We start from the raw sequence: 24496 nt of genomic DNA, 5'->3' as shown, positions 1-24496 counted from the left end.
TTGCTCAGAACGGAAAAACAGGGTAAGCTTACACAAAGGAGGTACACAGCAAGGCTACACATTTCTGGGAGGCATCTTTTTTATGCAGGAACAACCGCACAGCATTCGAGGTCTGGCACTCGCGAATGTCGCCGTGATGCTTTTTGGCCTGGCCGGTGTTCTGGGCAAAATCAGCGCATTGCCATCACCATTGATCGTCCTCGGGCGTGTTCTGTTCGCCAGCATTACATTGACCATTATCGCTCTTTCGCAACGGATCCCGGTGCGGCCTCGTAGCGGACGTGACGGCCTGTTGCTCATCGGTCAGGGGCTGCTTCTGGCGCTGCACTGGACAGCCTTCTTCCAATCAATCAACGTCTCAAATGTAGCAATAGGTCTGCTTTCCTTTTCCAGCTTTCCGCTCTTTACCGCCCTGCTTGAACCGCTTCTCTTGCGGCAGCGTCCCAGCTTGCTTCAGATTATTGCGGCGCTTCTGATTCTGCCCGGGATCTACTTGCTGGTTCCATCCTTCTCACTTGAGAATCAAATCACGCTCGGGATCGCCTGGGGCCTGCTGGCAGGCGCAACCTTCGCGCTGCTGTCGGTCGGCAATCGAGGACTGGGGCGGCACTATTCCAGCGTCACCCTCAGCCTGTATCAAACCGGAGTTGCCACGATTGCCACGCTTCCCATGCTCTTTTTCTTCCCGACGCCACTCCTCGGGCAACCGAAAACTCTGCTTGTACTGCTTCTACTCGGCATCTTTTGTACAGCGCTGGCACACACCCTCTTCATTTCCAGCATGCGTCATATCACAGCCCAGCTTGCAAGCCTGCTTGCCAGTCTTGAGCCGGTATGGGGAATTCTGTTCGGTGCATTGCTCTTGCATGAGATCCCGAGCGGCACCACGCTGATCGGCGGCCTGATTATTCTCTGCGCTACCTGTCTGCCCGCGCTTGCAACCTTTCCGCATTCCAGAACGAAACCCGATCTTCTCCGAAGCACTCCCGAAAAAAGGACTACACAAAAATAGGTACTTGCTCTGTAGATAGAGGAGGAATATATGCGCAAGCCAATCGCCTCACCCGGAAGTATGGTACTCCTTCTGAGTACCCTGCTCATCACCGTCCTTGTTTCAGCCTGTAGCAGCGGCAGTGAAAGCGCCACGACAAACCCAACACAACCCCCTCAGCTAACAGCAACAAGCGCGCCAACGCAGACGCCGGACAGAAAGGAAGTCAAAGCCACAGTGCTCGTGAAGGGACTCAACATCCCCTGGGGACTGGTTTTTCTCCCTGATGGGAAAGCGCTGCTGACCGAGCGTGAAGGCCGCATTCTCAAGGTTGACGCCTCCGGCAAAGTCGAAGAAGTGCAGCGCATCGCACAGGAAGGAGCAGGAGAAGGGGGTCTACTTGGTATCACTATCTCACCGGATTATCAGAAAGACCACCTTATTTATGTCTACTATTCCACAGCCGAGGACAATCGTGTCGTCCGTTTTCAGGAGGGCAAAACCCCGCAGGTGATCTTCAAAGGGATACCAGTGGGTGCTATCCATAATGGCGGGCGAATCGCATTCGGCCCGGATGGCATGCTCTATATTGGCACCGGCGACGCAGGCGATCGCTCAAATGCGCAGAATAAGGAGTCGCTCGGTGGTAAGATCCTCCGCATCAAGCCGGACGGAAGCATCCCATCTGATAACCCCTTCCCGTCAAGTCCTGTCTATTCTTACGGGCATCGTAACGTGCAAGGGCTGGCCTGGGATGAGAAGGGACAGCTCTATGCTACGGAGTTCGGACAGGATACGTACGACGAGATCAATAAGATTGAACCGGGGAAAAATTATGGCTGGCCCGAGGTTGAGGGCAAGGGCAATGATAGCCGCTTCGTCAATCCGCTGGTGACATTCTCGACCGCGGAAGCCTCGCCAAGCGGTGCGACCTTCCTGAAGCATGGCGCAATCCCCCAATGGGAGGGCAGTTTCTTCATGGCCTCGTTGCGCGGTGAACGGCTCTGGCGCATTCAATTCGGACCAGATGGCAACACAGTTGTTCAGAAAGAGGCACTGCTACAGGGTCAGTACGGACGCTTGCGCCTCGTCACGCAGGCTCCTGATGGCTCTCTCTGGATCCTGACCAGTAATCAGGACGGTCGCGGCAATCCTACCAGCGATGACGATCGCATTATTCGGCTTGGTCCGGCGGCCTGAAAAAGAAACCCGCTCTGTCATGCACAGAGCGGGTGTTCTCAGCTCCATTTCCCTATCAGGCAAGGATCCAGTGTTCAAACTCGCGAAACATAGCGTTTGCCGTATCCAGTATCTCGCCCCTGGCCTCAGGATGGTGCTCTGCATAGCTGTTGACGCGCTCGCAGAAGAGCCTCCACATTGATTTCACCGCATGAGGTCCATAGCTTCTGAAGAAAGCGCTACCGTTCTGGCTATTAATGCCGAGTGTCTTTTCCAGTCGATGGGCAATAAACTGGCCACCCAGGGTCGAACCTTCGGCAACATACAGCGCCCCAAGCATCTGCGGGACGGTGGACAGAATGCGCTCAAAGCCCTGATAGAGCGGAAGCCGCTTGATCTCTTCCTCGGTTGCTCCCAGGCTCAACAGGTCTGCTTCCAGTTGTGCGGTTCGTTTGCGCTCGCTCATATCTAGCCCAACTTCATTCCACGCTTCATTACGAGCTACAGCATCGAATTGCTGTTCCAGCGGCTGATAGAACCCGTAAAACTTTTCCAGAAGGCGCCTGTATTCCTCACATCCAAACGAATCAACGAAAATATGACTGCTCATCCTTCCGTCCAGTTGCTCATGCAAGGCGTGGGTAGCTGAGCGTAACTGTTCCATCATATTCAGTGAACGAACTTCTTCACCCTGAGCAGACATAACCATAGCGCACTCTCTCCTTCTTTTTGCGTACCGGAAAACAGCTATTTTCCCGGTGTCTTCAGGTCAATTATCGTGAGAAAAGATGCTCTCTTCTCCACCGAAACCCATTGAGTCAAACTTGACCTGAAGCGCAAATTTTTTTTGAGCGAACCCCCTCGCTCTTTTCTTCAGACTATCAAGTCAACTCTGACATAATTATACACAGGCGAAAAGTTGACTGTCAAGGGAGGGATTACCAGAACAGAGACCGATAACGACTTGCTCACACAGGCGCTTTCAGCAGAGGGTAGACAATTCCCCATGAACCATTTTGAGGATAGGATACACAAAAAAGTCGCTGGTGCCACTTGCTCCAGCGACCTGAGATGGATAATACGCTCACGATTTGTAGTAGAAATACTCGTAGGAGATCACCGTGATTGTACCAGAACCATGCGTCCGATAGAAGCGGAAGTAGTAGTCATCAACCTGCTTGATTGGAAGCCAAACGCTCCCCCGATATCGGGCCCCAGGAGAACAAGAAATCTCTTTTGTGCCGATAATTCTCTTCTCGCCGATATTATAGAGATCTACTTTGAAACCCATATTGCGGGAACATTCAAACTCCATCGAAAGCCGGTTCATGCCCTCGCTTTCGGAGCGTCCATCAACGAAAGAGACACGGAAATCCTCTGTTTCCGCAGATTGTGAGAATGAAACAAAACTTCCTTTCTTCCACGTAATATACGCAGAAGCGGATACTGAGGTTGTAGTGAGAAAAAGTGCTGCCAGAGACAGCACCAATCCCAGGAGAACTCTTTTCATTTCACCACCCTTACCACTTGGAATTGAAACTCCTTTTCTATTGTTTATTATACTATGCGTGTGAAATAGAAATCTATTGAAGTGGACCTGGAAAAACACGTTCGGCTTCCTCTTCCAACCGCTTCTCATGGGTGCGCAAAAACAGCACAACCGCGACACAAACAACAAGCGCCACTACGATGGCAACGATTCCGAGCGGCCCCGTAAGCAGATGCACATTATTCCCAAGTAGATAGCCTGCAAGTCCGTAGATCGTTGCCCAGAGGATCGCGCCAGTCGCGTTATAAAGCAAGAATGGAAGCCAGTGCATGCGGTTCGTTCCTGCCAGAAAGGCCGCCCAGGCGCGCAGAAAGGCCACAAAGCGCCCAAAGAAGACGACCATGCCTCCATGCTTGAGAAAAAGGTACTGACCCACTTTTATTTTGCGCTCATCCAGCCGAACATATTTACCATAACGGCGTAACAGGCGATATCCACCCTCACGCCCAATCCAGAAGCCGATATTATCGCCGATAATGGCCCCGGCTATCGCCGCCAGAATCACAATATGAATCGCGAGTTTCTGGGTAGAGCCAGCGGTCACGGCAGCGGCCAGCAGGATGGTTTCTCCCGGAAACGGGATCCCGGTACTCTCGATCATCACACCAAAGAGCACGGCCCAATATCCATAAGTGGCGAGCCAGGAAAGAATCATTATCGTTGTAATATGCCACATATGCGTACTCCACACGCTTTATGTCAATTTATAGCACAATAGAAAACAAAGCCGGGGGTATCCTCCCGCGAGCAAGCAGGCAACCTCCCTATAAGAAGAACTGTAGCATATCCCTTAGCATTTTGCATAAGCGCCAGAACAAAACTCTGTCGCTTGACATCTTTTGATACATCTGCTATAGTGCATATGGCCTCAGAAGTGCTCGTTTTCACCCGATAGTTCCCCTAGCAGGTTGATCTATATCCTAAAGTCAGAGGAAAGAGCCTCCAACTAGACGCCACAGAAAAGGAAACAGGATTTTCTTTGAAGCTGATATGCCAGGTTTGTAATATACACCACTATTCTATTTCAAACGCAACTCCAGCAGAAAGGGGGAATGGGCGTTTTTCAAGCATTGAGTACGCCCGTGCATCGTGAACATTGTTGAATTAGAAAATAGAACTTTACCAGAACTACGCCTTATGGCGAATGATCTGGATCTTTCCGGCTACAATACCCTGAGGAAACAGGAACTTGTCTTCCGCCTGCTCCAATCTGGCAGCAATCAGCAAGGGAACATTATGGCCTCTGGCGTCCTGGAGATTGTCGAAGAGGGCTTCGGTTTTCTGCGGCAGGAACGCTTTCTCCCCGGAAGTATGGATGTCTACGTTTCGCAATCACAGATTCGCCGTTTCGGTATGCGCAACGGAGACATGATTACCGGGCAGGTCCGACCGCCGAAGGACAACGAGAAGTTCTACAGCCTGTTGCGGGTCGAAGCAATCAACGGCCTGAACCCCGAAACAGCCAAGCATCGGCCGCACTTCGAGAACCTCACTCCTATCTCTCCCCGAGAGATGTTTGACCTGGAAACCGACTCATCCAGCCTCTCAGGCCGCATCATCAATCTGGTAGCTCCCATCGGACGTGGCCAGCGTGGTCTGATCGTCTCCCCTCCAAAAGCCGGAAAAACCATGCTCCTCAAGGCAATTGCCAACGCAATCACCACCAAGTACGACGACGTTCATCTGATCATCGCATTGATTGGCGAGCGACCAGAGGAAGTCACCGACATGAAACGCTCGGTCAAGGCCGAAGTAATCAGCTCAACCTTTGATGAGCCAACCGAAGCACACACCCGTGTTGCTGAAATGGTACTGGAACGCGCCAAGCGTCTGGTTGAATGCGGCAAGGATGTTGTCATCTTGCTGGACAGCATCACGCGCCTGAGCCGCGCATATAACCTCGCGGTTCCACCTAGCGGGCGCACCCTTTCCGGTGGTCTCGATCCAAGTGCTCTCTTCCCACCGAAACGCTTCTTCGGTGCCGCGCGTAAGATCGAAGAAGGTGGCAGTCTGACCATTATCGCGACCTGTCTGGTCGATACCGGGAGCCGCATGGATGACGTGATCTACGAGGAGTTCAAAGGAACCGGTAACATGGAACTGGTTCTGAACCGTAGACTCGCAGAACGCCGCGTCTTCCCCGCCATTGACATTGCCCTCTCCAGTACTCGCCGTGAAGAACTTCTCCTTGATCCCAAGACGTTACGTGCCGTTGTGCTGATGCGTCGTATGTTCTCGACGCTTGCCGATCAGCCTGGCAATAACGGTCTGGAAGCAATGGAAGCGCTCTTGCAGAGCCTGTCCAGATCGAACAGCAACCTTGAATTTCTGGCATCACTCAAAGATGGCCTTTCATAGTTGAAACGGGGTGCCGGAAGCAACCCGGCACCTACACTCTCGGTCGTCTGTCCACAACCCGCCGCGCCTTGAGCTCAAAGCGTGGCAAGGAGCCAGACGAGACGACCTCTACCGGGAAGCGCAAGCCGAACACAGCGTGCAGCTCCTGCTGAACCGCCTTTTGCAGCGCCTCCGGCCTCGGCGTCGCACTTTCAATTTGCAGGGCGATCTCATCCATCGTGCCCACCCGTGTGACAATGATCCGATACTCGGCAACCTCGGGAAACCGGTGTAGCACGTCGGCCAGCGCAGATGGATACACATTCGTGCCGCGCACGATCAGCATATCATCGATGCGGCCAAGCACGCCGCCCGGCAAAAAGAGAAAGCTCCGCCCGCAAGGGCAACGGTAGCCGCCATGTCGCACAAGGTCGCCCGTGCGATAGCGAAGCGCGGGCATGCCCCAACGACCGAGATTGGTTAATATCAGCTCGCCTGTTTCGCCCTCGCGTACCGCCTTGCCCGTTACGGGATCAAGAATCTCGGCGATAAACTCGCTTTCATTCACATGCATACCGCCGCGTTCCGAGCAGGAAAAACCGTAGGCCCCCATTTCGGTCATCCCGGCATGATCGTAGGTCTGCGCCTGCCAGGCCTGTTCAATTCGCTCCCGGGTAGCGGGAATAGAGGCTCCCGGCTCTCCGGCATGAATCGTCACCCGGATCGAAAAATCCGCCGGCTTCATCCCATTCTCGCGTGCAACCTCAGCCAGACGCAGGGCATAACTCGGCGTACAAACCAGCACTGTAGCGCCCGTCTCGCGCAACAGCCGCAGCCGCTGCAATGAATCCATACTCCCCCCTGGCACGGTCAACGCTCCAAGCAGATGCGCCCCTTCATGTGCGGCCCAGAAGCCAATAAACGGCCCGAAGCCAAACGCCAGAAAGAGCACGTCATCCCGCGTCACACCTGCCCCACGATAGACAAAGCCCCAGCAACGCGCCCACCATGACCAGCTTTCCGCGGTATCCAGCATTCTCAATGGCCGTCCAGTCGTACCAGAGGTATGATGCAGACGCACATACTCGGCCAGCGGGAAGGTCAGATTTGAACCATAGGCAGGGTATCGCTCTTGATCCGCGATCAGCTCTCGCTTCGCAGTAAAAGGCAAACACGCCATATCTGTGAGCCTCTGAAGCGGCGACATGTCTGCATACTTTCGTTGATAGAACCGGTTACTGCGCAAGATCTGCTTCAATCCTTCTTGCAAACGCGCCAGTTGATGGGCCTCTATTTCAGCACGAGAGGCCGTTTCCAGAGCAATCATTGCTTCACTCCCGGGCTAATTGCAACAACGCACGACGAATATAAACCGGAGCAACCTGCTTCCGATATGCAATGGTCAGATCAGCGTTATCAAGTGGTCGGGCTCGCTTTGCCGCCGCAAGCGCCACCGCCTCGATCACCTCAGGAGTCAGCGCATTCCCGCGCAACAACGCTTCCGATTCTCGTGCCTCCACCGGATGCGAGGCCACTGCACCCAGAACAATACGCACGTCGTCCACAATGCCATCAGCCCGTTTCTTGAGTGCGATTGCCACACCAAGCAGCGGGAAATCAAACGAGCCACGCCGCCGCAGCTTCAGGTAGATACTCTGCCAGCCATCAGTTGGAGGAAGTAGAATATCACTCACCAGCTCATCATGGGTCTTCGTGTAGGGATGCATCCCGTCATCCCGAAACAGCTCACGAACCGGGATCACACGTTCGCCCTGCGCGCCCTGCAAACGCACCCGGGCATCCAGCGCCACCAGCACCGGCGCGGTATCAGCGGAGGAAATCGCCCAACAGCGCGGACTTCCCGGAGCCACAAGGCAGATCTCTCCGTCCTTCTTCATACAATAGCCGATCGAGTGTCGCCAGAACTCTGTCTGGTTGTAGTAGTTACAGCGCGTGTCCAGAAGCAGGTTACCGCCAAGCGTACCGACATTGCGCAACTGTGGCGTCGAGACCGAAGCCGCTGCCAGCGCCAACGCACGATAGCCCGTCATTACCTGGGGCAGCATCGAGAGCTCGGTGAGCGTGATTCCCGCGCCAAGCCGCATACCCGTTGCTGGCGAGCCCTCTAACCGTCGAAGGTCCGCGATTCCCTGCAACGCGATCAGCGCCGAGGGGGTGAACTGGCGACGCTTCATATTGGGCAGAAGATCGGTCCCTCCGGCAAGCGGCATTGCCTGCTCGCCCTCCTGAACCAGCATCTCGACGGCTTCGGTAAGCGTGCGAGGAGCCAGATAGCGAAATGGTGGAAGTCGCAACATTATTGCTTCCCTCCCTTCACACTGTCAGGTGCCCAACGGACCAGGCGCGTCGGCCAGGGATCAGGCACGGCAACCGGCGCGACGGTCGGTGGGATTACCCGAGCACCCGCAGCCGCTTTCAAAGCGCGTAACAGCTTGTCGGCAGTCATCGGCGTCTCATCAAGGCGCACACCCACCGCGTTATAAATGGCGTTCGCGATCGCGGGAATGACCGGGTTCAGGGGCCCCTGCCCCGCCTCCTTGCCACCAAACGGACCCTCCGCATCGGGATGTTCAATCAGAATCGTCTCAATCTCGGGCGTATCCAGCGTGGTCGCAAGCTTATAGTCGAGTAGCGAAGGGATCTTATGCCGTCCCTTGCGAAACACCTGTTGCTCCATCACTGCCTCGCCATAGCCCATATATGCGCCCCCCTCGACCTGGCCGGCAACCAGCACCGGATTGAGCGCTTTTCCCACATCGTGAGCCAACCAGAGCTTCTCTACGGTCAGTTCACCGGTCTCAACATCGACCGCCACCTGAGCCACACAGGCCGAATAGGAATACGCTGGAGAGGGTCCAACTCCTGCCCCTTTATAGTCGCCGTGAATATCCTCGGGCGGCGTGTAGGAGCCCGCCGCGACCAGCGCCCCGAAACGCGCCTCGGCCATCTGAATCGCCTTGAGAAACGACATGGCTCGCCCGGGGTCATGCTCATCGTAGATCATCTCGCCCGCCGCAACCAGTCGCTCCATCGGGACACCAAGTCGCTCAGCAACGACGGTCATCAGTTGCTCTTTCAGGGCACGAGCAGCAACAATAGCAGCATTCCCGGCCATAAAGGTGACACGGCTTGAATAGGAGCCAAGATCAACCGGCGTCAGCGTGGTATCAGCGGTCTCCATATGGATGCGACCCGGCTCGATACCCAATTCTTCGGCAACGATCAGCGCCAGCACTGATGTAGACCCCTGCCCGATATCGGTAGCGCCACAGTAGACGGTCACGCCTCCACCGCGATCAAGGCGAATTTGCACGGCGGAATGCGGCATATCGTTCCAGTAAATCGGCTTGCCCGCTCCACAGATGTACGCGGATGCCGCCACCCCCTGCCCCCGCCTGAGCGTGGTGCTTGTCTCCTGTGCTTGCTTGCTCTGTTGAAATGCGTGCCAGTTCGAGCGCTCTACCACCCGATCGAGGCACACATCCAGCGCGCAACTGGTCACGCGCAGACCATTCACCGTACGAGTATAGGGAGCAATCAGGTTGCGCTTCCGCAGGGTGATGGGGTCGATACCAAGCGCATACGCTACCTTATCAAGGTGCACCTCAACCGCGAACCGGGGCTGTGTGGTGCCATGACCGCGCTTGGGGCCACAGGGCGGCTTATTGGTAAACAGACGCATTCCCTCAAACTTATAGCAGGGAAGCGCATATGTCACCGTTTGAAGAGCGCCCGTATAGTAGGTCGTCGCAATGCCATAGGAGCCATACGCGCCCCCATCCAGGAATGAACGAAAATGCATTGCCGTTAGCATGCCATCGCGCTTCACACCCGTCTTAATCCACATCTTGACAGGATGCCGTCCGCGATGGATCAGGAAGACCTCCTCACGAGTGCAGGTCAGTTTTACCGGGCGTCCAGTCCGTCGAGCCAGCTCAGCCGTGCATATCTCATGTGAAAATGGATCCGACTTGCCACCGAAGCCGCCACCCACATGCGGCGCAATCACGCGAATGTGCGATTGTGGCAGATCGAGTACTTTGCTTACCTCTCGATGAACATAATGAGGCGTCTGCGTTGATGACCAGAGCGTGAGCTTCCCCCCGATCGGGTCATGCGGGATCGGTTCCCAGTTCGCCACACAGGCGTGTTCCTCAATCGGAGCATGATTGTTGCCCTCATAAAAGAACCAATCCTCAAAAACCTCGTCAGCGGCGGCAAAACCGGCCTCAAGATCCCCAAACTCATAGGAAACTGCCTTGTGAATATTCCCGACCCGCGTTTCTTCGTGGATCTTGATCTCGGGATAAGCCAGCGCTTCATCAATGCTCATAAGTGCCGGGAGAATCTCATAATCGACTTGAATCCGCTTGAGCGCCTCGTCCAGCGTCTCTTCGTCGAGCGCCGCCACCGCCGCTACGGGATCACCAACATAGCGCACCTTCTCGACTGCCAATGCATACTCATCCTGACTGGAAGGCAGGATACCATACTTGCGCGGAAGATCCTCACCTGTCAGGACCGCAACCACTCCCGGCAGTTCCAGCGCACGCCGAACATCCACCGAGCGAATGCGTGCATGTGGATGTGGCGAACGAAGCAGCCGAGCATAGAGCATACGCGGCAGTGAAATATCATCGGCATACAGTGCACGTCCGGTGACTTTCGCGTATGCATCGACTTTCGGAAATGGTCGTCCGATCACAGTATAAGCGGAGTCATGCGTCATTGTCCGACCCCTTTCCTGATGGAATGGGCGCAGTCATTCGGCGCGCCGCCTCTTCCACCGCGGCATAAATCGCCGTATAGCCAGTGCAGCGGCAGAGATTGCCCGAAAGCGCCTCCTTTATCTGCCCTAATGAGGGATGAGGGATCTCCTCAAGCAGCGCCACACCTGCAAGAATGATCCCGGACGTGCAATAGCCACACTGAGCCGCCCCCAGTTCCGCAAAGGTTTCCTGTAGAGGGTGCAGCTTGCCATTGCGTTCCAGCCCCTCGATAGTCGTAATCTCGCAGTCCTGAACCGCCAGAGGCAGCGTCAGGCAGGACAGGGCAGGCCGTCCATCGAGCAAAACGGTACAGGCCCCGCATTCTCCCAGTTCACACCCGTGCTTGGTTCCGGTCAAGCCCAGATCTTCCCGCAGCACCTCCAGGAGCGTATGATGAGGCAGAACCGCAACCTCGCGGCGCTCCCCATTGACAGTGAGCGTAATCAATTGCCGCTGCATACCAGTCTCTCCTTTGATGACTATGCGCCTCCCAATGCCCGCGAAATCGCCTGAACTTCAGCAGAGAGCAATCTGCTTGCTTCAATGACTCTCACACGATCAAAGCGCGAGGCAAACCCTACGATCCAGAGCAAAGCCACAAGGTTTCTGCCGGGGCCCATAATCGGAGCCGCAACCGCGTTCACCCCCGTCAGATATTCCTCGTAATCGATGCCAACACCCGTTCGTTCCGTCTCGGCCACCTCACGTAACCAGCGCTCCGGGTCAGAGATCGAGCGTCTGGTAAACGTTGGCAGGGGCTGTGACCGCAAAAAGGACTCCCGCCGCTCGGGGGACCAGCTTGCCAGCACGACGCGCCCGGTCGCTCCGGCCAGAAAATGCACGATGGTTCCGGGCCGCGCTGAGATATGCAGGTGCTCGTTTTCGGCGCGCACACATTCGTTTATTCGCACACCAATCGTTTCCTCACGCCCGAGAATAACCGTTTCGCCGGTTGCTTCGGCCAGCCGCTGCATTGCAGGCAACACCAGCCGTCGCAAGCCCGCCCCTCGCGCAAACCGTTGTGCCAGGTCAAACAGGTAAGGACCAGCGACATACAGCTTCTCGTCTGTCTGTTCCACAATGCCGCATGCTTCCAGCGTCTTGAGCAGCCCGTGCATGCTTCCCTTGCTCATCGAGAGCTGGCGCGAAAGCTCAGAAAGCGTCATCCCTTCTTCCGCAAGGCTGAGCAGGTCAAGGAGCCGAAAAGCCCGCTCCACCATTGGCGCCGGCAGATGTAATCGCGACATATGTGCATCCTCATCCCTCCGCTGTTCACTCTGGCGAACAAATCGTTTGCTCATATGAACAAGTATATACTCCTGAAGAAAACGCGTCAATCCAATTTTGTCCTGTTTCCCTATTTTTCCTGTATCGTTCACTATATCCATCATGTACCACCATTAATGGGTGCTAATAGAGACCATAACAGAAGAGAATGCCCTGAGAGAGCAGAGCAACAAAAAATCTTCTATTCTATAATGCGAAGGAGTTCGGAAAAGGGGACATGTTTTTGTACCAATTTTGAGAGAAAAGAAAAAAGTCGCTATTCTGGCTTTCACCAGAAGCGACCGTGCAGAGATAAAATACAGAGATAAAGGACATTTAAGGTGTGTCAACCATCTTAAGAGCAGATGATGCAACTGAAGGAGATGTAGTGGTATCACGAGGAACAACATGCGTGGGCATCACTTCAAGTGGAGGGACCTCTTCACGATGCAGCATCGCCAACAACTTACGCGCACCCGCACGACCAAGCTCACGCAGGCCAATATGCACGGTCGTTAACGCGGGAACCACCATCTGCGCCATCGGCAGATCACCAAAACCACAGACAGAAATCTCCTGCGGCACACGGATCTTCAATCGTCCCAGACCGCTTAACAGGCCAAAGGCGGTCTCATCATTTGCCGCGAACACAGCCGTAGGTCGCTGCTCTGGTGGAATCTGTAAAATGGCCTGTGCGGCCATCTCGCCGCTTGCCTGATCGAAATTACCACTGAGAATGAGTCCCGGGTCAATCTGCAAACCAGCCTCAACCATCGCCGCCATATACCCCTGCAAGCGCACATTGGCAACCGTCACATTGGTCGGACCCGATACAAAGCCAATGCGGCGGTGCCCGAGCTGCTGCAAGTACTGTGTCATGGCGCGGGCCCCGGCAAAGTTGTCAGCCTGAATTGAGGGCACCTGCAAGGTATGCTGAGCCAGCGTGACCACTGCCGCACCCCGATCCAGCATCGACTTGATCGCCTTCTCAAGCTGCGCCGGGTAGCCGGGTTCATTCAAAGCACCACCAGCAAAAATAACTCCATCCGCACGATAATCCTGCAAAATGCGTAAATAATTGAGCTCTTTTTCTTTTTTCCGATCAGAGTTACAGACAATCGTCAGGTAGCCGCAGTCGTTCGCAACATCTTCGACACCGCGCACGATCTCGGCAAAGTAAGGATCAGCATTATCGCCTACCAGAACGGCTATCAGGTTGCTTCGTTGCGCCCTCAGGCTGCGCGCAAGCGAGTTCGGCACATAGTTCAGTTCCTGCGCCGCCTTCAGCACTTTTTGTCGCGTCTCCTCGCTGACAGGATAGGAGGAACCGCTTAATACGCGGCTGGCGCTGGCAATTGATACCCCGGCCAGTTTCGCGACATCAACAATAGAGGCTACCTGTTTGACCATCACCGTTTATTCCTTCCTTAGCAGGCAGTAATGCATTTCTACCAAAGTATCTGTGATTTTCTACTTTCTGTCAAGTAGGCTCTCTATGGAACATGACCGTTCTTCATTCTAACACCGCCTGCTTGCTCTTATTGAGCTTGACCTTCGCCCGACTTCCATTGACAAAAACGGAGTCGCACGGTATAGTTTACAATAGAAAACCTTTTCTGAAAAAGGTGGGGCAAAATACTCTTTCATGATAGCACAAAACCAGGGAAGCAAGCGTGAATGATTTCCGCTTGCTTCTGCTGCCTCAACAATAGAAATAGATAACGTTTTCTCTTCAAGAGAAAGCGGAAAGGGTTATTGCTTTATGGAAAGGAGCAATACATGATACAGCGTAGGATCGGAATAATTATGAATGGGGTCACGGGGCGTATGGGCACAAACCAGCATCTCATTCGTTCAATTATGGCGATTCGACAACAGGGCGGTGTAGCCCTTCCAAATGGCGAGGCTCTGATACCAGACCCTATTCTGGTTGGACGCAATGAGCACAAGCTGCGAGCGCTGGCCGAAGCCCATAAGATCGAGCGATGGAGTACCGACCTTGCTGCATGCCTGGCTAACCCCGACGATAGCATCTATTTTGACGCTCAATCAACTACACTTCGAGCTGAGAATGTGAAAGCAGCCATAGAGGCTGGAAAACATATTTATTGCGAGAAACCAATTGCCACCAATACCAGCACAGCGCTGGAACTGGCGCGTCTCGCACAGCAAGCAGGCGTCAAGCACGGTGTTGTACAGGACAAACTCTTCCTCCCGGGGCTTCAGAAGCTCAAGCGTGTAATCGATAGCGGCTTCTTTGGTCGTATCCTCTCCGTGCGCGGCGAGTTTGGCTACTGGGTTTTCGAGGGAGATTGGCAGGAAGCACAGCGGCCATCGTGGAATTACCGGAAAGAAGAGGGCGGCGGCATTATCGTTGACATGCTCTGCCATTGGGAATACGTGCTGCATAACCTGTTCGGACCTGTTAAAGCGGTCTCCTGCCTGGGCGCGACGCACATTCCAGAGCGCATTGACGAGCAGGGTAACCCCTATGCCTGTACCGCCGACGACGCAGCCTACTCCACGTTTGAGCTTGAGGGCGGCATCATCGCCCATTTTAACTCATCGTGGTGTGTACGTGTCTATCGCGACGAACTGCTGACCATTCAGGTAGACGGAACACATGGCAGCGCGCTTGCCGGGCTGCGGGAATGCAAGGTGCAGAGCCGCGTGAACACACCAAAGGCTATCTGGAATCCCGATATTCCCAATCCGATCGACTTCTATGCTTCGTGGATGGATGTGCCCGACAATACCACGTTTGAAAACGGCTTCAAGGCACAATGGGAGCTCTTCCTGAAGCACGTCGCCTGTGACACTCCCTTCCCCTGGACACTTGTTGCGGGAGCACGTGGCGTGCAGCTTGCAGAGCTTGGATTGCGGTCCTGGCAAGAACGCCGCTGGCTGGATGTCCCGGCCATCCCGACAGAACTGGAGTAGCGTATGTCGCAACAGATTCGCTTACCGCGGGCGGACGGAACCCTCGAACCCTATACACTGAAAGGGCCGTTCACACCTCCTGTTGAATTTCTTCCACCGAAGAGCCGTAAAGCTTTTGCAGCCGCACATGTTGTCTGTGATCCGTTGGCAGATAATGGTCCGGCACAGCCTGCCACACTCGATTGGGATGCAACCATGTCCTATCGGCGCTATCTCTGGTCGCTTGGTTTCTCCGTGGCCGAAGCAATGGACACAGCACAGCGCGGTATGGGGCTTGATTGGCACGCCACTAAAGAGCTGATTCGCCGCTCCCTTACTGAGGCGCGAACCTATAACGGTGGGATCGCCTGTGGCGCAGGAACCGATCAGCTTACCCCCTCACCCTCCGTCACGCTTGATGACGTAATCGCAGCCTACGAGGAGCAGTGCGAGTTCATCGAGGGAGAGGGCGGACGTATTATCCTGATGGCGAGCCGCGCTCTGGCAGCCTGTGCACGCACGCCTGACGAGTACCTCCACGTCTATGAGCGCATTCTGTCGCAGGTCCGGCAACCAGTCATTCTGCACTGGCTCGGAGATATGTTCGATCCGGCTCTACACGGCTACTGGGGCTATACCGACCTGAATGCCGCTATGGATGTCTGCCTCGATGTTATCAGGCGGCATACCTCTAAAATTGATGGGATCAAAATCTCGCTGCTGGACGCCGAACGCGAGATCACGATGCGCCGCCTGCTGCCCGAGGGTGTCCATATGTACACCGGCGACGATTTCAACTACCCACGCCTGATACTGGGAGACGAGCAGGGGTACAGTGACGCGCTGCTCGGCATCTTTGATGCGATCGCTCCGGTGGCTTCCGCCGCGCTTCAGGCGCTCGATCAGGGTGATATCGCACACTATCAGGCATTACTGGAACCGACCGTGCCCCTTTCACGCCATATCTTCCAGGCTCCCACCTACTACTACAAGACGGGAGTTGTCTTTATGGCCTACCTCAATGGACACCAGAAGCACTTTCGTATGGTTGGCGGTCTGGAAAATGCGCGGTCTATTCTGCACCTTGTCGAACTCTTCAAACTGGCAGATACAGCCGGTCTGTTGCTTCAGCCTGAACTGGCTCTAACACGGATGCGCACCGTTCTAGCCCTCGCCGGAATCGAGGAGACAGGAGCATAACAAACCAATGCATGATCTCTCACGGCTCAGCTTAAATCAAAAGACAACAGATCCCTGGAATCTGCGCGAGGCGGTAGAGGGTTGTGTCAGGGCAGGAATTCCCTTTATCGGCCTCTGGCGCGAAAAAGTCGCCGAACTGGGATTGCAGGAAAGCGCGCGGATTGTGCACGATTCCGGTCTGCGCGTGTCCAGCCTGTGCCGCGGCGGCTGGTTCGCGGGAAGCAGCGCCCGCGAGCGTCAGGAGCGGCTTGACGACAATCGTCGCGCCATTGAAGAGGCGGCAACGCTCGGCACAGATGTCCTGGTGCTGGTCTGTGGCCCCGCCGCTGATGGTGATCTTGTCGCCGCTCGCGCTTACGTGGAGGAGTGCATAGAAAAGCTGATCCCCGACGCCGAGCAACATGGCATCAGGCTCGGTATAGAGCCGCTTCACCCGATGTATGCAGGTGATCGCTCAGTGATCGTCTCTCTTCAGCAGGCAAACCAGATCGCAAGCCGCCTCAATCATAAACAGGTAGGGGTTGTGATCGATGCCTATCATATCTGGTGGGAGCCTGATATTTATGCACAGATCGCAGCAGCCAGCGGGCGGATTCTCGGCTTTCATGTGTGCGACTGGCTGGTCCCGACGCCTGATATGCTGAACGGGCGAGGCATGATGGGAGACGGTGTGATCGAGCTCCGGCGCCTGCGCACCACTGTGGAACAGGCTGGCTACACGGGCCCGATTGAGGTCGAGATCTTCAACCAGCAGCTCTGGAGCATGCCTGGAGACGAGATATTACAGCTTATGTGCAAGCGCTACCTTGAACATGTCTAGAACTCACACACGCTCTGAAACCGGGAAGAGGGAACGCGTTTCCCTCTTCTTTTCGTTACGATTATTCCCCGATACCGTCTGTCCCCTGACCACAGACCAGCACGCACACTTTCTCGCCCGGCTCAATCAAGACCTTGCCGCTTAATACAGCGGCTGTAGCGGCAGCTCCGCTCAATTCCGCAGCGATGCCCTGTTCTTCCCAGAGCCAGCGGGCAGCCGTGCGCATCTCTTCATCGTCGACCAGCACAATTTCTTCAACGTGCCGTTGAATAATCTCAAAGTCAAGCTGATCGCTTTTCCGAGGCGCCAGTGTCCCCGCCGCAGTCATGACCTCTTCCAGCTCCACCAGATGGTTTGCTTTGAGGCTCTCATAGAGCGTCGGCGCGCCAACCGGCTCCACTCCAGTAATCTTCACATCAGGCTTGAGCCCATGCGTTGCAATGCTAATCCCGCTAATCAGGCCGCCGCCGCCGATTGCCACAATCAAATGATCGATATCGGGCATCTCATCAAACAGCTCAAGCGCAATCGTCCCCTGCCCGGCAATCACCCGCGGGTCCGCGAAGGGGTGAATATAGGTAGCACCTGAGCGGTTCGTATGCGCCAGAGCTGCGGTATGTGCGTCATCCCAGACTCGACCCACAACCACGACCTCGGCTCCCCACCGCTTGAGCTTCGCAACCTTAGTAGCGGGCGTCGAATGCGGAAGATAAATAGTCGCAGGCACTCCGGTCAGCCAACCTGCATAGGTCACGCCCATACCATGATTGCCACCAGAAGCAGTCACCAGGCCGCGCTGACGCTCCTCTTCCGTCAGCCCGAGCGCCGTATTCAGTGCCCCGCGCGCCTTAAACGAGCCCGACACCTGCATATTTTCCAGTTTCAGATAGATGTCTCCCTCGTCGCTGAGAGTCTGCCTGACCGCTTTCATCTGAACGAGCGGAGTTTTGCGCACATACGGGCGGATTCTCTCATATGCTGCATGTACATCCTGTAACGTCACCATATCAGTCGTATCATCCTCTCTTCGGTGATTCATTCAACATCATTGTAGCTCTATTGCAACCATGCATCTACAGCCAATAAGGCCGTGGCTGGTAGGCCACATCCCGCGCTACTCTCACGATGGAACACGTATCGACACTGCTCAATATGTCTCCTTGTATACAGATATCGTACAATAAATGTACAGGGTTGTGTCTTGCAGCAGGGAGAAAAAGCAATGACGATCAAGCAGACAAGAGAGATCCTGCTACACTGCTTGTTGCTATGTATTCTGCTTCTCGCGGCGGCATGCGATTCCACACCGCCTTCTGCATCACCAGCGGAAGCGGCGAGAGTGCATAAGGTCCATCTCGACGCCAGAAGCGGGCTTCAGCCGGTCAAGATCACCAACGAGCAGAAAACCGAACCACTCACCATCGTACCGGGCGAGCAGGTGAAAATCCTCGCAGAAGGAACCATTCACCCGACTCCCGAGAGCCAGGCTGTCGGGCCGGAAGGGAAGAACAACTGCCAGACCCAGACCCTCCCTGTGCCCTCACTGCCCTGTTATGCGCTGATCTATCGCCTCAACGGCTCACAAACCGAGCTTGCAGGCAAGCAGGCAAACATCACAACCAGAAAAGAAAGCACGCTCTCACTGGGCATCAATCATCCCAACGCGCAACCGAGCCAGGGCGGCTATGATGTCACCATCGTCACCCTCCCGCGAAACAGCTTCACCGGCCTCTGGGAGGCGCCAACACAGCACTTTCTGACACAGGGAACCTCGCTCTCACTCTCGGTCCGCGCCTTCGCCCGCGATCTCGATATCAGCAGCGTGCGTTTTACGGCAGAGCTTCCCAATCAACAGAAACAAACACTCTGTGAGGCAACCACCGCATCCAATGAGCTCTACACCTGCGTCTGGAACTTCGGGGGCCAATCGCTGCAAAGTGGTCCCGTCACGCTCTCCTATACCATCCAGGCCGATAATGGTAACTCTCTTTCAAACCCGGACGGCACCCGAAGCGGCACCGTGCGCTATGCCGAAACCCAGACGACTGCCAACTACGCGGGCTATGCCGGAACAAACCTGGATCAATCTATCCAGCACGAGAGCGTCCGGGCCGAGTGGAAAGTACCTGCCGCGTACTGCATGCCAACCGAGACATCGTATACTGGCATCTGGGCAGGCATGACCGCGAATCCAATGGACAGCGACCAGCAGAGCCAGCTTGCACAGATTATCACCGAGACCGATTGCCTGAACGGGAAGCCATCATACTTCGCAACCTGGCAAACGTATCCAGCGCCTCCGCAGCGCATCAGCAAACCGGTCCACGCTGGCGACTCGATAATTGCAACCGTGGAGTTCCACCAGAATCAATTTCAGCTCAAATTGCAGAATCAAACGCAACACTGGGAGTTTTCAACCGCACGGCCCGGAGATATCGCTGATACCCGTTTTGCGGAATGTATCCTCGAAGCGCCGACCTTCGTTGAACAGGGCCGCAACACGCAGCGCCTTGCCCGCTTCGACTCCGTCGCGTTCACCTGCTCGGTTGATGGCAAGCCAATCGGAGACCAGCCACACCTGTATGTCTTCCAGATGAACAGAGGCAACGCCGTCGCCGTGATCACGTCGCCACTTGATCAGAAGGGATCTGGCTTCACCGTGCGCTGGACGCAAAAGTGAGCATAAAAAAGGAGCCGCAGTGCTCAAGCTTCTGTGGCTCCTTGTGCTTTCTTTTCAGGTCAGGGCTGACTCTTTTTGCGCCTCCACGTCTGCTTGTCCTACCTTGCGCGATCGCGTGTAGAGAACCAGCAGCCAGACCACAAAACCGAACAGCAGCAGGTTTCGTATCGTCACTACCGGCCAGAACGCGGGCTGAAGCGGCACCTTGACCAGTGGCACCTGATTGTAAATGATGGGATACACAATCGAGGTCAACACGCTGATCATCGTCCACGGAATGAACCATTTACGGTCGCTGTCGCCCACGAAGGCCACGAGCGGAGCAACCCAGATCAGGTACTGCGGACTGAAGACCTTGCCTGTCACCATCACCACCAGCAGCGTCAAAAGCGACGATGCGGCCACATTGATACGACCCTTCCATTGGAGCCAGTAGGTGTACAGCAGCCCGACAAACAACAACACATTCAACCCTATACTGACTATGCTCATCAGGCGCAGGTGATTCAGAATATTGAGCGAGCCGAATGTCTTTCCATAGGTCAGCGTCATGCCGGTCACTTTCGAGATCAGCCACATGAGCGACGCACCAACTGCCTCAACCTGCATCGGGCGCTGGCCGAAGTAGGTAAACTGGCCAACTGTGCCCTCAATGCTCAGGAAGAGCGAAACGGCCATCACAACCACGCAGAGCACCACAAAGACCGCCAACGCCTTCCAGCGCCGCCATGCGTACCATTTCACCTGTTTGCCAAGCTCCATCTGTTGCGCGAGCAGGAACGGCATCAACAGCACTGCGGGATAAAATTTCAGCAGCGTCGCGACCGCCAGCCAGATATAGGCCCATGTCCAGCGTCGTCGCACCGCACAGATCACCGCAAACAGGGTTGCCGCCGCCGGGAGCAGGTCAAAGCGCGCCAGAGCCGTTACAGCAGCCCCCGCGACCATATAGACAGCATAGACCATAGCGGCACGACGCGATTTATAACGCGCCAGCAGCACATACAGGATCACCGCCAGCACGGCCATCCAGAAAGCATAGGCGAGCTGAAAGAAGCGAGCAGGGGCTAAGAGCGCCAGAGAGAAGAAGATCAGTGTCGAGAAAGGATATTCGTTCGGCAGGACATGAAAACGGCTTCCAACCTGTTGCGACTTCACCATATCAATCAAGGGCTGTGGAAACCCATGCTCGCGCATGAAGTCAGCAATCTGCCCGTTCGTCGCGGGCTTGTTGCGCATGAAGCCGCACTGTTCCTTCGTGAACTTCGTCTGGACCGTCGGCATACCCTGCCAGAAGCCAACTGTATAGCACTGATACTTCGCGACATCGCTATAGACATTGAAATACTGGAAGTTTGACTGAGTAAAAAGCTGCCACCCGGAGCCAATAAACATAAGCACACACATAGCCAGAGCTACACAGATATCGCGCCAGTATCGGGCCAAAAATGGCTTCTTTGCTACCATTCCCTTTTCTTCGTCAGCAATGCGTAATTCTGTCATTTTGGCCTTTCATTATTCAGAGAGATTCGAGATTCGTTTCACACATGTCGGCGGGTGGCCTCGTTCTTTAAAATAGAGCAAGAAACAATCATAGAGAAACATATGCGCCCTCTCTACTTTACCCGGAATCAGTGCCAATTGTGAAGAGGAAAAGGACTATTCTACCGTTCGATTGTTTCTCTACCGCCCCGGGATGGGCGTAACACCCAGATGCAAGCATAGCACCTTCTCCCCGGTTCCGACAAGCGTTGCGATTTCAACAGGGACAAAGCAGCGGTATGCATAGAACAGCGCTAACATCTCATACCACTCTCCATCTTCTTTCTCTGCCTGTATGCCAGCCTTTTCCGGAAGAAAATTTCTATTCATAATTCTACCGCTACCACTTCTCTTTTTCTTACATTTAATTCATAAAAGAACTCTTCTAATCTTAACATGTTTTTTATGGCCATTCATCTTTCTCCATGATAAAATTACATTATCATAAACGAATGCAGAAAATTGAGTTCCTACTATTCCTTTGATAAAGGATACAGTAGTAGGGGAATTTGCATAATCACTATCGATCGTTCCATTGGGTCGTTATTATAGTAACATGTCTCCTGCGGAAACTGGAGCTAGAATGGGTGAGGCATAGCATGGGAATATATCATCTTGATCTTATGACGATTGTCGATACATTTAGCAACCACCCCATTACTTTACAAACCTCTCTTCCCGATGGTGTTCCCGGCACACTGATCAAAGACCCCTGCGTTGGCATCGTCTATGCGCAAGGTGGTGTTATCACGTCGAGTGCCATTACCGGGCCAAATGGCGTGATTCTGAAAGGTGACCCTGCACTGGACATTCTCCTGCAAATACACATATGGAATGTGACCGTTGGCGCGGAGAGCAACGAGCCCACGCAGCCGCCACCGGTCCCGGTAGAAGAAGCGATCCCTCAGCCAATTGAGGCATCCCCTGCCCGTTCGCTTATCTCTTCTCCCATCCCTGTGCGTCAGAGTTCCTATTTACCGGAGCAATTTGCCGGACGGACATCACGTGAACGTGTTGTCTTGCGCACCATTTTTATGCTGATCGATGGCAAGCGTAGCATTGATGACCTCAAGGGACAGCTTCATCTGCCCCCTCAGGTGATAGAAGGTGCGCTGGAAGCACTCCGCCAGGTAGGCCTTATCTATTTCAAGGAAGAGTAATGCAGGCTGGCTCCCTATCTCTGAGATGGGGAGCGCCGCCCGATAACAAACACTACAGGAAAGGACCGAATCATGTACGATCCCTTTGCTCAGGCCGGTCTTCTTGTCCTGCTCCATCTCGCACGCTATACAGAGCTGGAGACCGTTCGTTACCGCCCAACAGATGGCATGTGTGCATCCTTCAAAGAATGCATAGCCAGCACAATCGCCCGAAAGCAAGCGTGTGTTCAGCAGCACCTGATGGCTGTACGGTCTCAGGCAGCCCCGGAAATGCTTGTCAGCAGCAATCTGGCATCACTCCACTGGCAGGAGCTTTTCCGCGTCGAGAATGAGGTATTTCAGCGCTTTCTCCTGCTTGCTCAACAGCAGCATACAGAACAGGCCAGAGCAGAACTTCTTGAGCACGGGCTGTGCTATCCCTATGCCATGATTACCCGGCATGCACACCAATATGGCGATACCGTGCGTCCGGTTCGGCTCTACACGCTGTTGCTGCGAACCATGCGCGAGTTTTCCACTCCGCTCACGTTTCAGGCGTGGGCCCTGCATCACCTTGCTTTTGCCTATCAAGCAAACGGTCAGCGAGAAGAGGCCATCTCAGCGCTTGCCGAGGCGCTCCAATTGCGCCGGTCCGCTTCGCCTCAGGGCCCACATATCCCGCTTCCAGACAGTACGGACCTCTTTCACTATCGCATTGCATCCGCTACGCTGCATGCGCTGCACAGCTCGCCGCTGATCCTCGATGTGCGGAGCGCACTGGAATATCATAACGGTCACATTCCCAATGCGCTACACCTGCCACTGGAGCAGCTTTACAAGCAGACAAACACCCTCTCCCCGGAGCGCCTGATTGTCACCTATAGCAATATACTGCAACAGGGAACATCCCGGGGAGAGCAGGCCGCCGCCTTTTTGCGCAAACAGGGCTTTGTGGCCTGGACGCTCGCTGATGGCTATCCGGGCTGGAAAGCCAACGGATTTCCGGTGATTGAACCCTATGCCTGAAGAAGATGAAAGTCCCATGTTTCCTTTTCTTCTTGAAGAATCGTCATTCTTTCTGTATCTTCCAATATAGATGCAGATGCATGTGCACATTCGCTAAAAAGCATGTCAGCGATTTTTCTGTGACAAGCTTTGGATAAGGAGTCTTGTAGAGGAGCCTATGTATTATGGATAAAAAAGGAGCGAAAGGCGGATTGGTCTTCCTGCTGGTCGCGTCCGCACAGTCCGCCACGGCACAGCTTCTTTCAGCCTGTGAAGCACTGGTACAGCTCATACCACAGCTTCGGCGCATTGATGCCACCGCAAGCGCCATCGAGGAGTGTATCAAGGCCGGACAGGTGCCATCGCTTGCTGTCCTCTAAAAGAGGCAAGCAAACTGCATAAAGCCTATCCCGACACCGTTGTGACGCTGGCCGCCGATCCCACGATCACGGCCCATTATCTTCTCGCCACTCTGGACCCCTCGGCGGTGAGCAACATTATTTTCGCGGAACGCAGTCGCCGGGCCGCCATCAACTGTCGTCCCCACCAGCGCCATGCCTATCAGTTCACTGTGACCGGGCTGGTGTTCGATCAGGAGGGCTCTCATCTCTTTTTGATTCCTCGAGCAAAAGGGCGCTGGTTCCCGCCCGGTGGTCACGTGGAAGAGGGTGAGTTCCCACATGAGGCGCTTATACGAGAAATACATGAAGAGACAGGCTATACCGTAACTTTTCTACAGCAACCCGCCGAGACAGGCTTGCGGATAGAGAACACCTATTTCGTGCCTCATCCCTACCGTACCTTGCTTGTTGATCTGGGCACACATTATCATTTCGATCTACTCTATCTCTGTCGGGTCGCCAGCCCGCCACCGGAGCCAACCGAATATAACGGGCAATGGTTCCTGCCCACACAAGCACTGGAATTGCCGCTGCCTCGGGAACTTGCCCGCATTCTTCAGGAATTACCGAAGCCGCTTTTACACGATATATAATCTTTTCTCATTTCGTTCCTGCTCTCGGGAGAGCCAAAAAGCAAGCGACCATCTTTTTTTCGAGTCGCTCCGCTTTTTGGCTCTT

At 54.7% G+C, this 24496-nt stretch carries 23 protein-coding genes; 11 read left to right on the top strand and 12 right to left on the bottom strand.

Annotated elements, in window-relative coordinates; all coding sequences use genetic code 11:
• The first annotated feature begins 82 nt into the window (after positions 1-82).
• Together KTH_RS04065 and KTH_RS04060 are read left to right on the top strand one after the other, a co-directional pair.
• Positions 83-1012, top strand: coding sequence for a DMT family transporter (locus KTH_RS04065; RefSeq protein ID WP_111325725.1), 930 nt, complete (start codon positions 83-85; stop codon positions 1010-1012).
• A gap of 30 nt (positions 1013-1042) precedes the next feature.
• Complete coding sequence (locus tag KTH_RS04060) at positions 1043-2191, top strand: PQQ-dependent sugar dehydrogenase (RefSeq protein ID WP_497616581.1); 1149 nt, start codon at positions 1043-1045, stop codon at positions 2189-2191.
• Positions 2192-2246: 55 nt separating this feature from the next.
• Here KTH_RS04060 and KTH_RS04055 read toward each other — a convergent pair whose 3' ends face one another.
• The 3 genes from KTH_RS04055 to KTH_RS04045 form a co-directional block, all read right to left on the bottom strand.
• Positions 2247-2879: a biliverdin-producing heme oxygenase gene (locus KTH_RS04055; protein WP_111325726.1), complete on the bottom strand. Its 633-nt coding sequence runs from the start codon at positions 2877-2879 to the stop codon at positions 2247-2249.
• Between the two features lie 375 nt (positions 2880-3254).
• A complete protein-coding gene (locus KTH_RS04050) occupies positions 3255-3485 on the bottom strand; it encodes a hypothetical protein (RefSeq protein ID WP_211326365.1) in 231 nt (76 codons plus the stop codon).
• Positions 3486-3753: 268 nt separating this feature from the next.
• A complete protein-coding gene (locus tag KTH_RS04045; protein WP_111325728.1) occupies positions 3754-4395 on the bottom strand; it encodes a DedA family protein in 642 nt (213 codons plus the stop codon).
• Between the two features lie 461 nt (positions 4396-4856).
• On the opposite strand from KTH_RS04045, the gene rho reads away from it, so the two are divergent.
• Positions 4857-6077, top strand: a complete 1221-nt coding sequence (gene rho, locus KTH_RS04040) for a transcription termination factor Rho (RefSeq protein ID WP_371859942.1) — start codon at positions 4857-4859, stop codon at positions 6075-6077.
• Between the two features lie 31 nt (positions 6078-6108).
• Here rho and KTH_RS04035 read toward each other — a convergent pair whose 3' ends face one another.
• From KTH_RS04035 to KTH_RS04010, 6 genes are all read right to left on the bottom strand, one after another.
• Positions 6109-7383, bottom strand: coding sequence for a phenylacetate--CoA ligase family protein (locus KTH_RS04035; protein ID WP_497616579.1), 1275 nt, complete (start codon positions 7381-7383; stop codon positions 6109-6111).
• A gap of 4 nt (positions 7384-7387) precedes the next feature.
• Positions 7388-8374, bottom strand: coding sequence for an FAD binding domain-containing protein (locus KTH_RS04030; RefSeq protein ID WP_497616577.1), 987 nt, complete (start codon positions 8372-8374; stop codon positions 7388-7390).
• Positions 8374-10806, bottom strand: a complete 2433-nt coding sequence (locus tag KTH_RS04025) for a xanthine dehydrogenase family protein molybdopterin-binding subunit (protein WP_497616576.1) — start codon at positions 10804-10806, stop codon at positions 8374-8376. The genes KTH_RS04030 and KTH_RS04025 overlap by 1 nt, the downstream gene beginning before the upstream one ends.
• On the bottom strand, positions 10796-11305 hold the full coding sequence (locus KTH_RS04020; RefSeq protein WP_497616575.1) for a (2Fe-2S)-binding protein: 510 nt from the start codon (positions 11303-11305) through the stop codon (positions 10796-10798). Before KTH_RS04020 ends, KTH_RS04025 begins: the two co-directional genes overlap by 11 nt.
• A 20-nt stretch (positions 11306-11325) precedes the next feature.
• Entirely contained in the window at positions 11326-12093 is a 768-nt protein-coding gene (locus KTH_RS04015; protein ID WP_497616573.1) for an IclR family transcriptional regulator, read from the bottom strand.
• Between the two features lie 355 nt (positions 12094-12448).
• A complete protein-coding gene (locus KTH_RS04010) occupies positions 12449-13522 on the bottom strand; it encodes a LacI family DNA-binding transcriptional regulator (RefSeq protein WP_111325735.1) in 1074 nt (357 codons plus the stop codon).
• Positions 13523-13891: 369 nt separating this feature from the next.
• On the opposite strand from KTH_RS04010, the gene KTH_RS04005 reads away from it, so the two are divergent.
• Genes KTH_RS04005 through KTH_RS03995 form a run of 3 tightly spaced genes read left to right on the top strand, consistent with a single transcriptional unit; the run spans position 13892 to position 17051 of the window.
• Positions 13892-15052, top strand: a complete 1161-nt coding sequence (locus KTH_RS04005) for a Gfo/Idh/MocA family protein (protein WP_497616571.1) — start codon at positions 13892-13894, stop codon at positions 15050-15052.
• 3 nt (positions 15053-15055) lie between these two features.
• Positions 15056-16231: a dihydrodipicolinate synthase family protein gene (locus KTH_RS04000; RefSeq protein WP_497616570.1), complete on the top strand. Its 1176-nt coding sequence runs from the start codon at positions 15056-15058 to the stop codon at positions 16229-16231.
• A gap of 7 nt (positions 16232-16238) precedes the next feature.
• Positions 16239-17051, top strand: a complete 813-nt coding sequence (locus KTH_RS03995; RefSeq protein WP_497616568.1) for a sugar phosphate isomerase/epimerase family protein — start codon at positions 16239-16241, stop codon at positions 17049-17051.
• A gap of 61 nt (positions 17052-17112) precedes the next feature.
• Here KTH_RS03995 and KTH_RS03990 read toward each other — a convergent pair whose 3' ends face one another.
• Complete coding sequence (locus KTH_RS03990) at positions 17113-18090, bottom strand: threonine ammonia-lyase (RefSeq protein ID WP_497616567.1); 978 nt, start codon at positions 18088-18090, stop codon at positions 17113-17115.
• 183 nt (positions 18091-18273) lie between these two features.
• On the opposite strand from KTH_RS03990, the gene KTH_RS03985 reads away from it, so the two are divergent.
• Positions 18274-19731 carry a G1 family glutamic endopeptidase gene (locus KTH_RS03985; RefSeq protein WP_170142940.1) on the top strand — a complete coding sequence of 486 codons (1458 nt, stop codon included), beginning with the start codon at positions 18274-18276 and terminating at the stop codon, positions 19729-19731.
• A 54-nt stretch (positions 19732-19785) separates the two neighbouring features.
• Here KTH_RS03985 and KTH_RS03980 read toward each other — a convergent pair whose 3' ends face one another.
• Positions 19786-21234, bottom strand: coding sequence for a glycosyltransferase 87 family protein (locus tag KTH_RS03980; protein WP_111325740.1), 1449 nt, complete (start codon positions 21232-21234; stop codon positions 19786-19788).
• 180 nt (positions 21235-21414) lie between these two features.
• On the bottom strand, positions 21415-21603 hold the full coding sequence (locus tag KTH_RS03975; protein ID WP_497616565.1) for a hypothetical protein: 189 nt from the start codon (positions 21601-21603) through the stop codon (positions 21415-21417).
• A 269-nt stretch (positions 21604-21872) separates the two neighbouring features.
• Here KTH_RS03975 and KTH_RS03970 point away from each other — a divergent pair, with 269 nt between their 5' ends.
• From KTH_RS03970 to KTH_RS03955, 4 genes are all read left to right on the top strand, one after another.
• Entirely contained in the window at positions 21873-22433 is a 561-nt protein-coding gene (locus KTH_RS03970) for a hypothetical protein (RefSeq protein ID WP_497616563.1), read from the top strand.
• A 72-nt stretch (positions 22434-22505) separates the two neighbouring features.
• Positions 22506-23438 (top strand): rhodanese-like domain-containing protein, encoded by a 933-nt coding sequence (locus tag KTH_RS03965; protein WP_497616562.1) that lies wholly within the window; start codon positions 22506-22508, stop codon positions 23436-23438.
• 164 nt (positions 23439-23602) lie between these two features.
• Positions 23603-23797: a hypothetical protein gene (locus KTH_RS03960; RefSeq protein WP_497616560.1), complete on the top strand. Its 195-nt coding sequence runs from the start codon at positions 23603-23605 to the stop codon at positions 23795-23797.
• Positions 23755-24411, top strand: coding sequence for an NUDIX domain-containing protein (locus KTH_RS03955; protein WP_497616558.1), 657 nt, complete (start codon positions 23755-23757; stop codon positions 24409-24411). Before KTH_RS03960 ends, KTH_RS03955 begins: the two co-directional genes overlap by 43 nt.
• Positions 24412-24496: the final 85 nt, after the last annotated feature.

The sequence above is a fragment of the Thermosporothrix sp. COM3 genome (genome assembly GCF_059696735.1).
The sequence above is the reverse complement of the archived record's forward strand: the minus strand, read 5'-3'. Positions and strand labels throughout refer to the sequence as shown.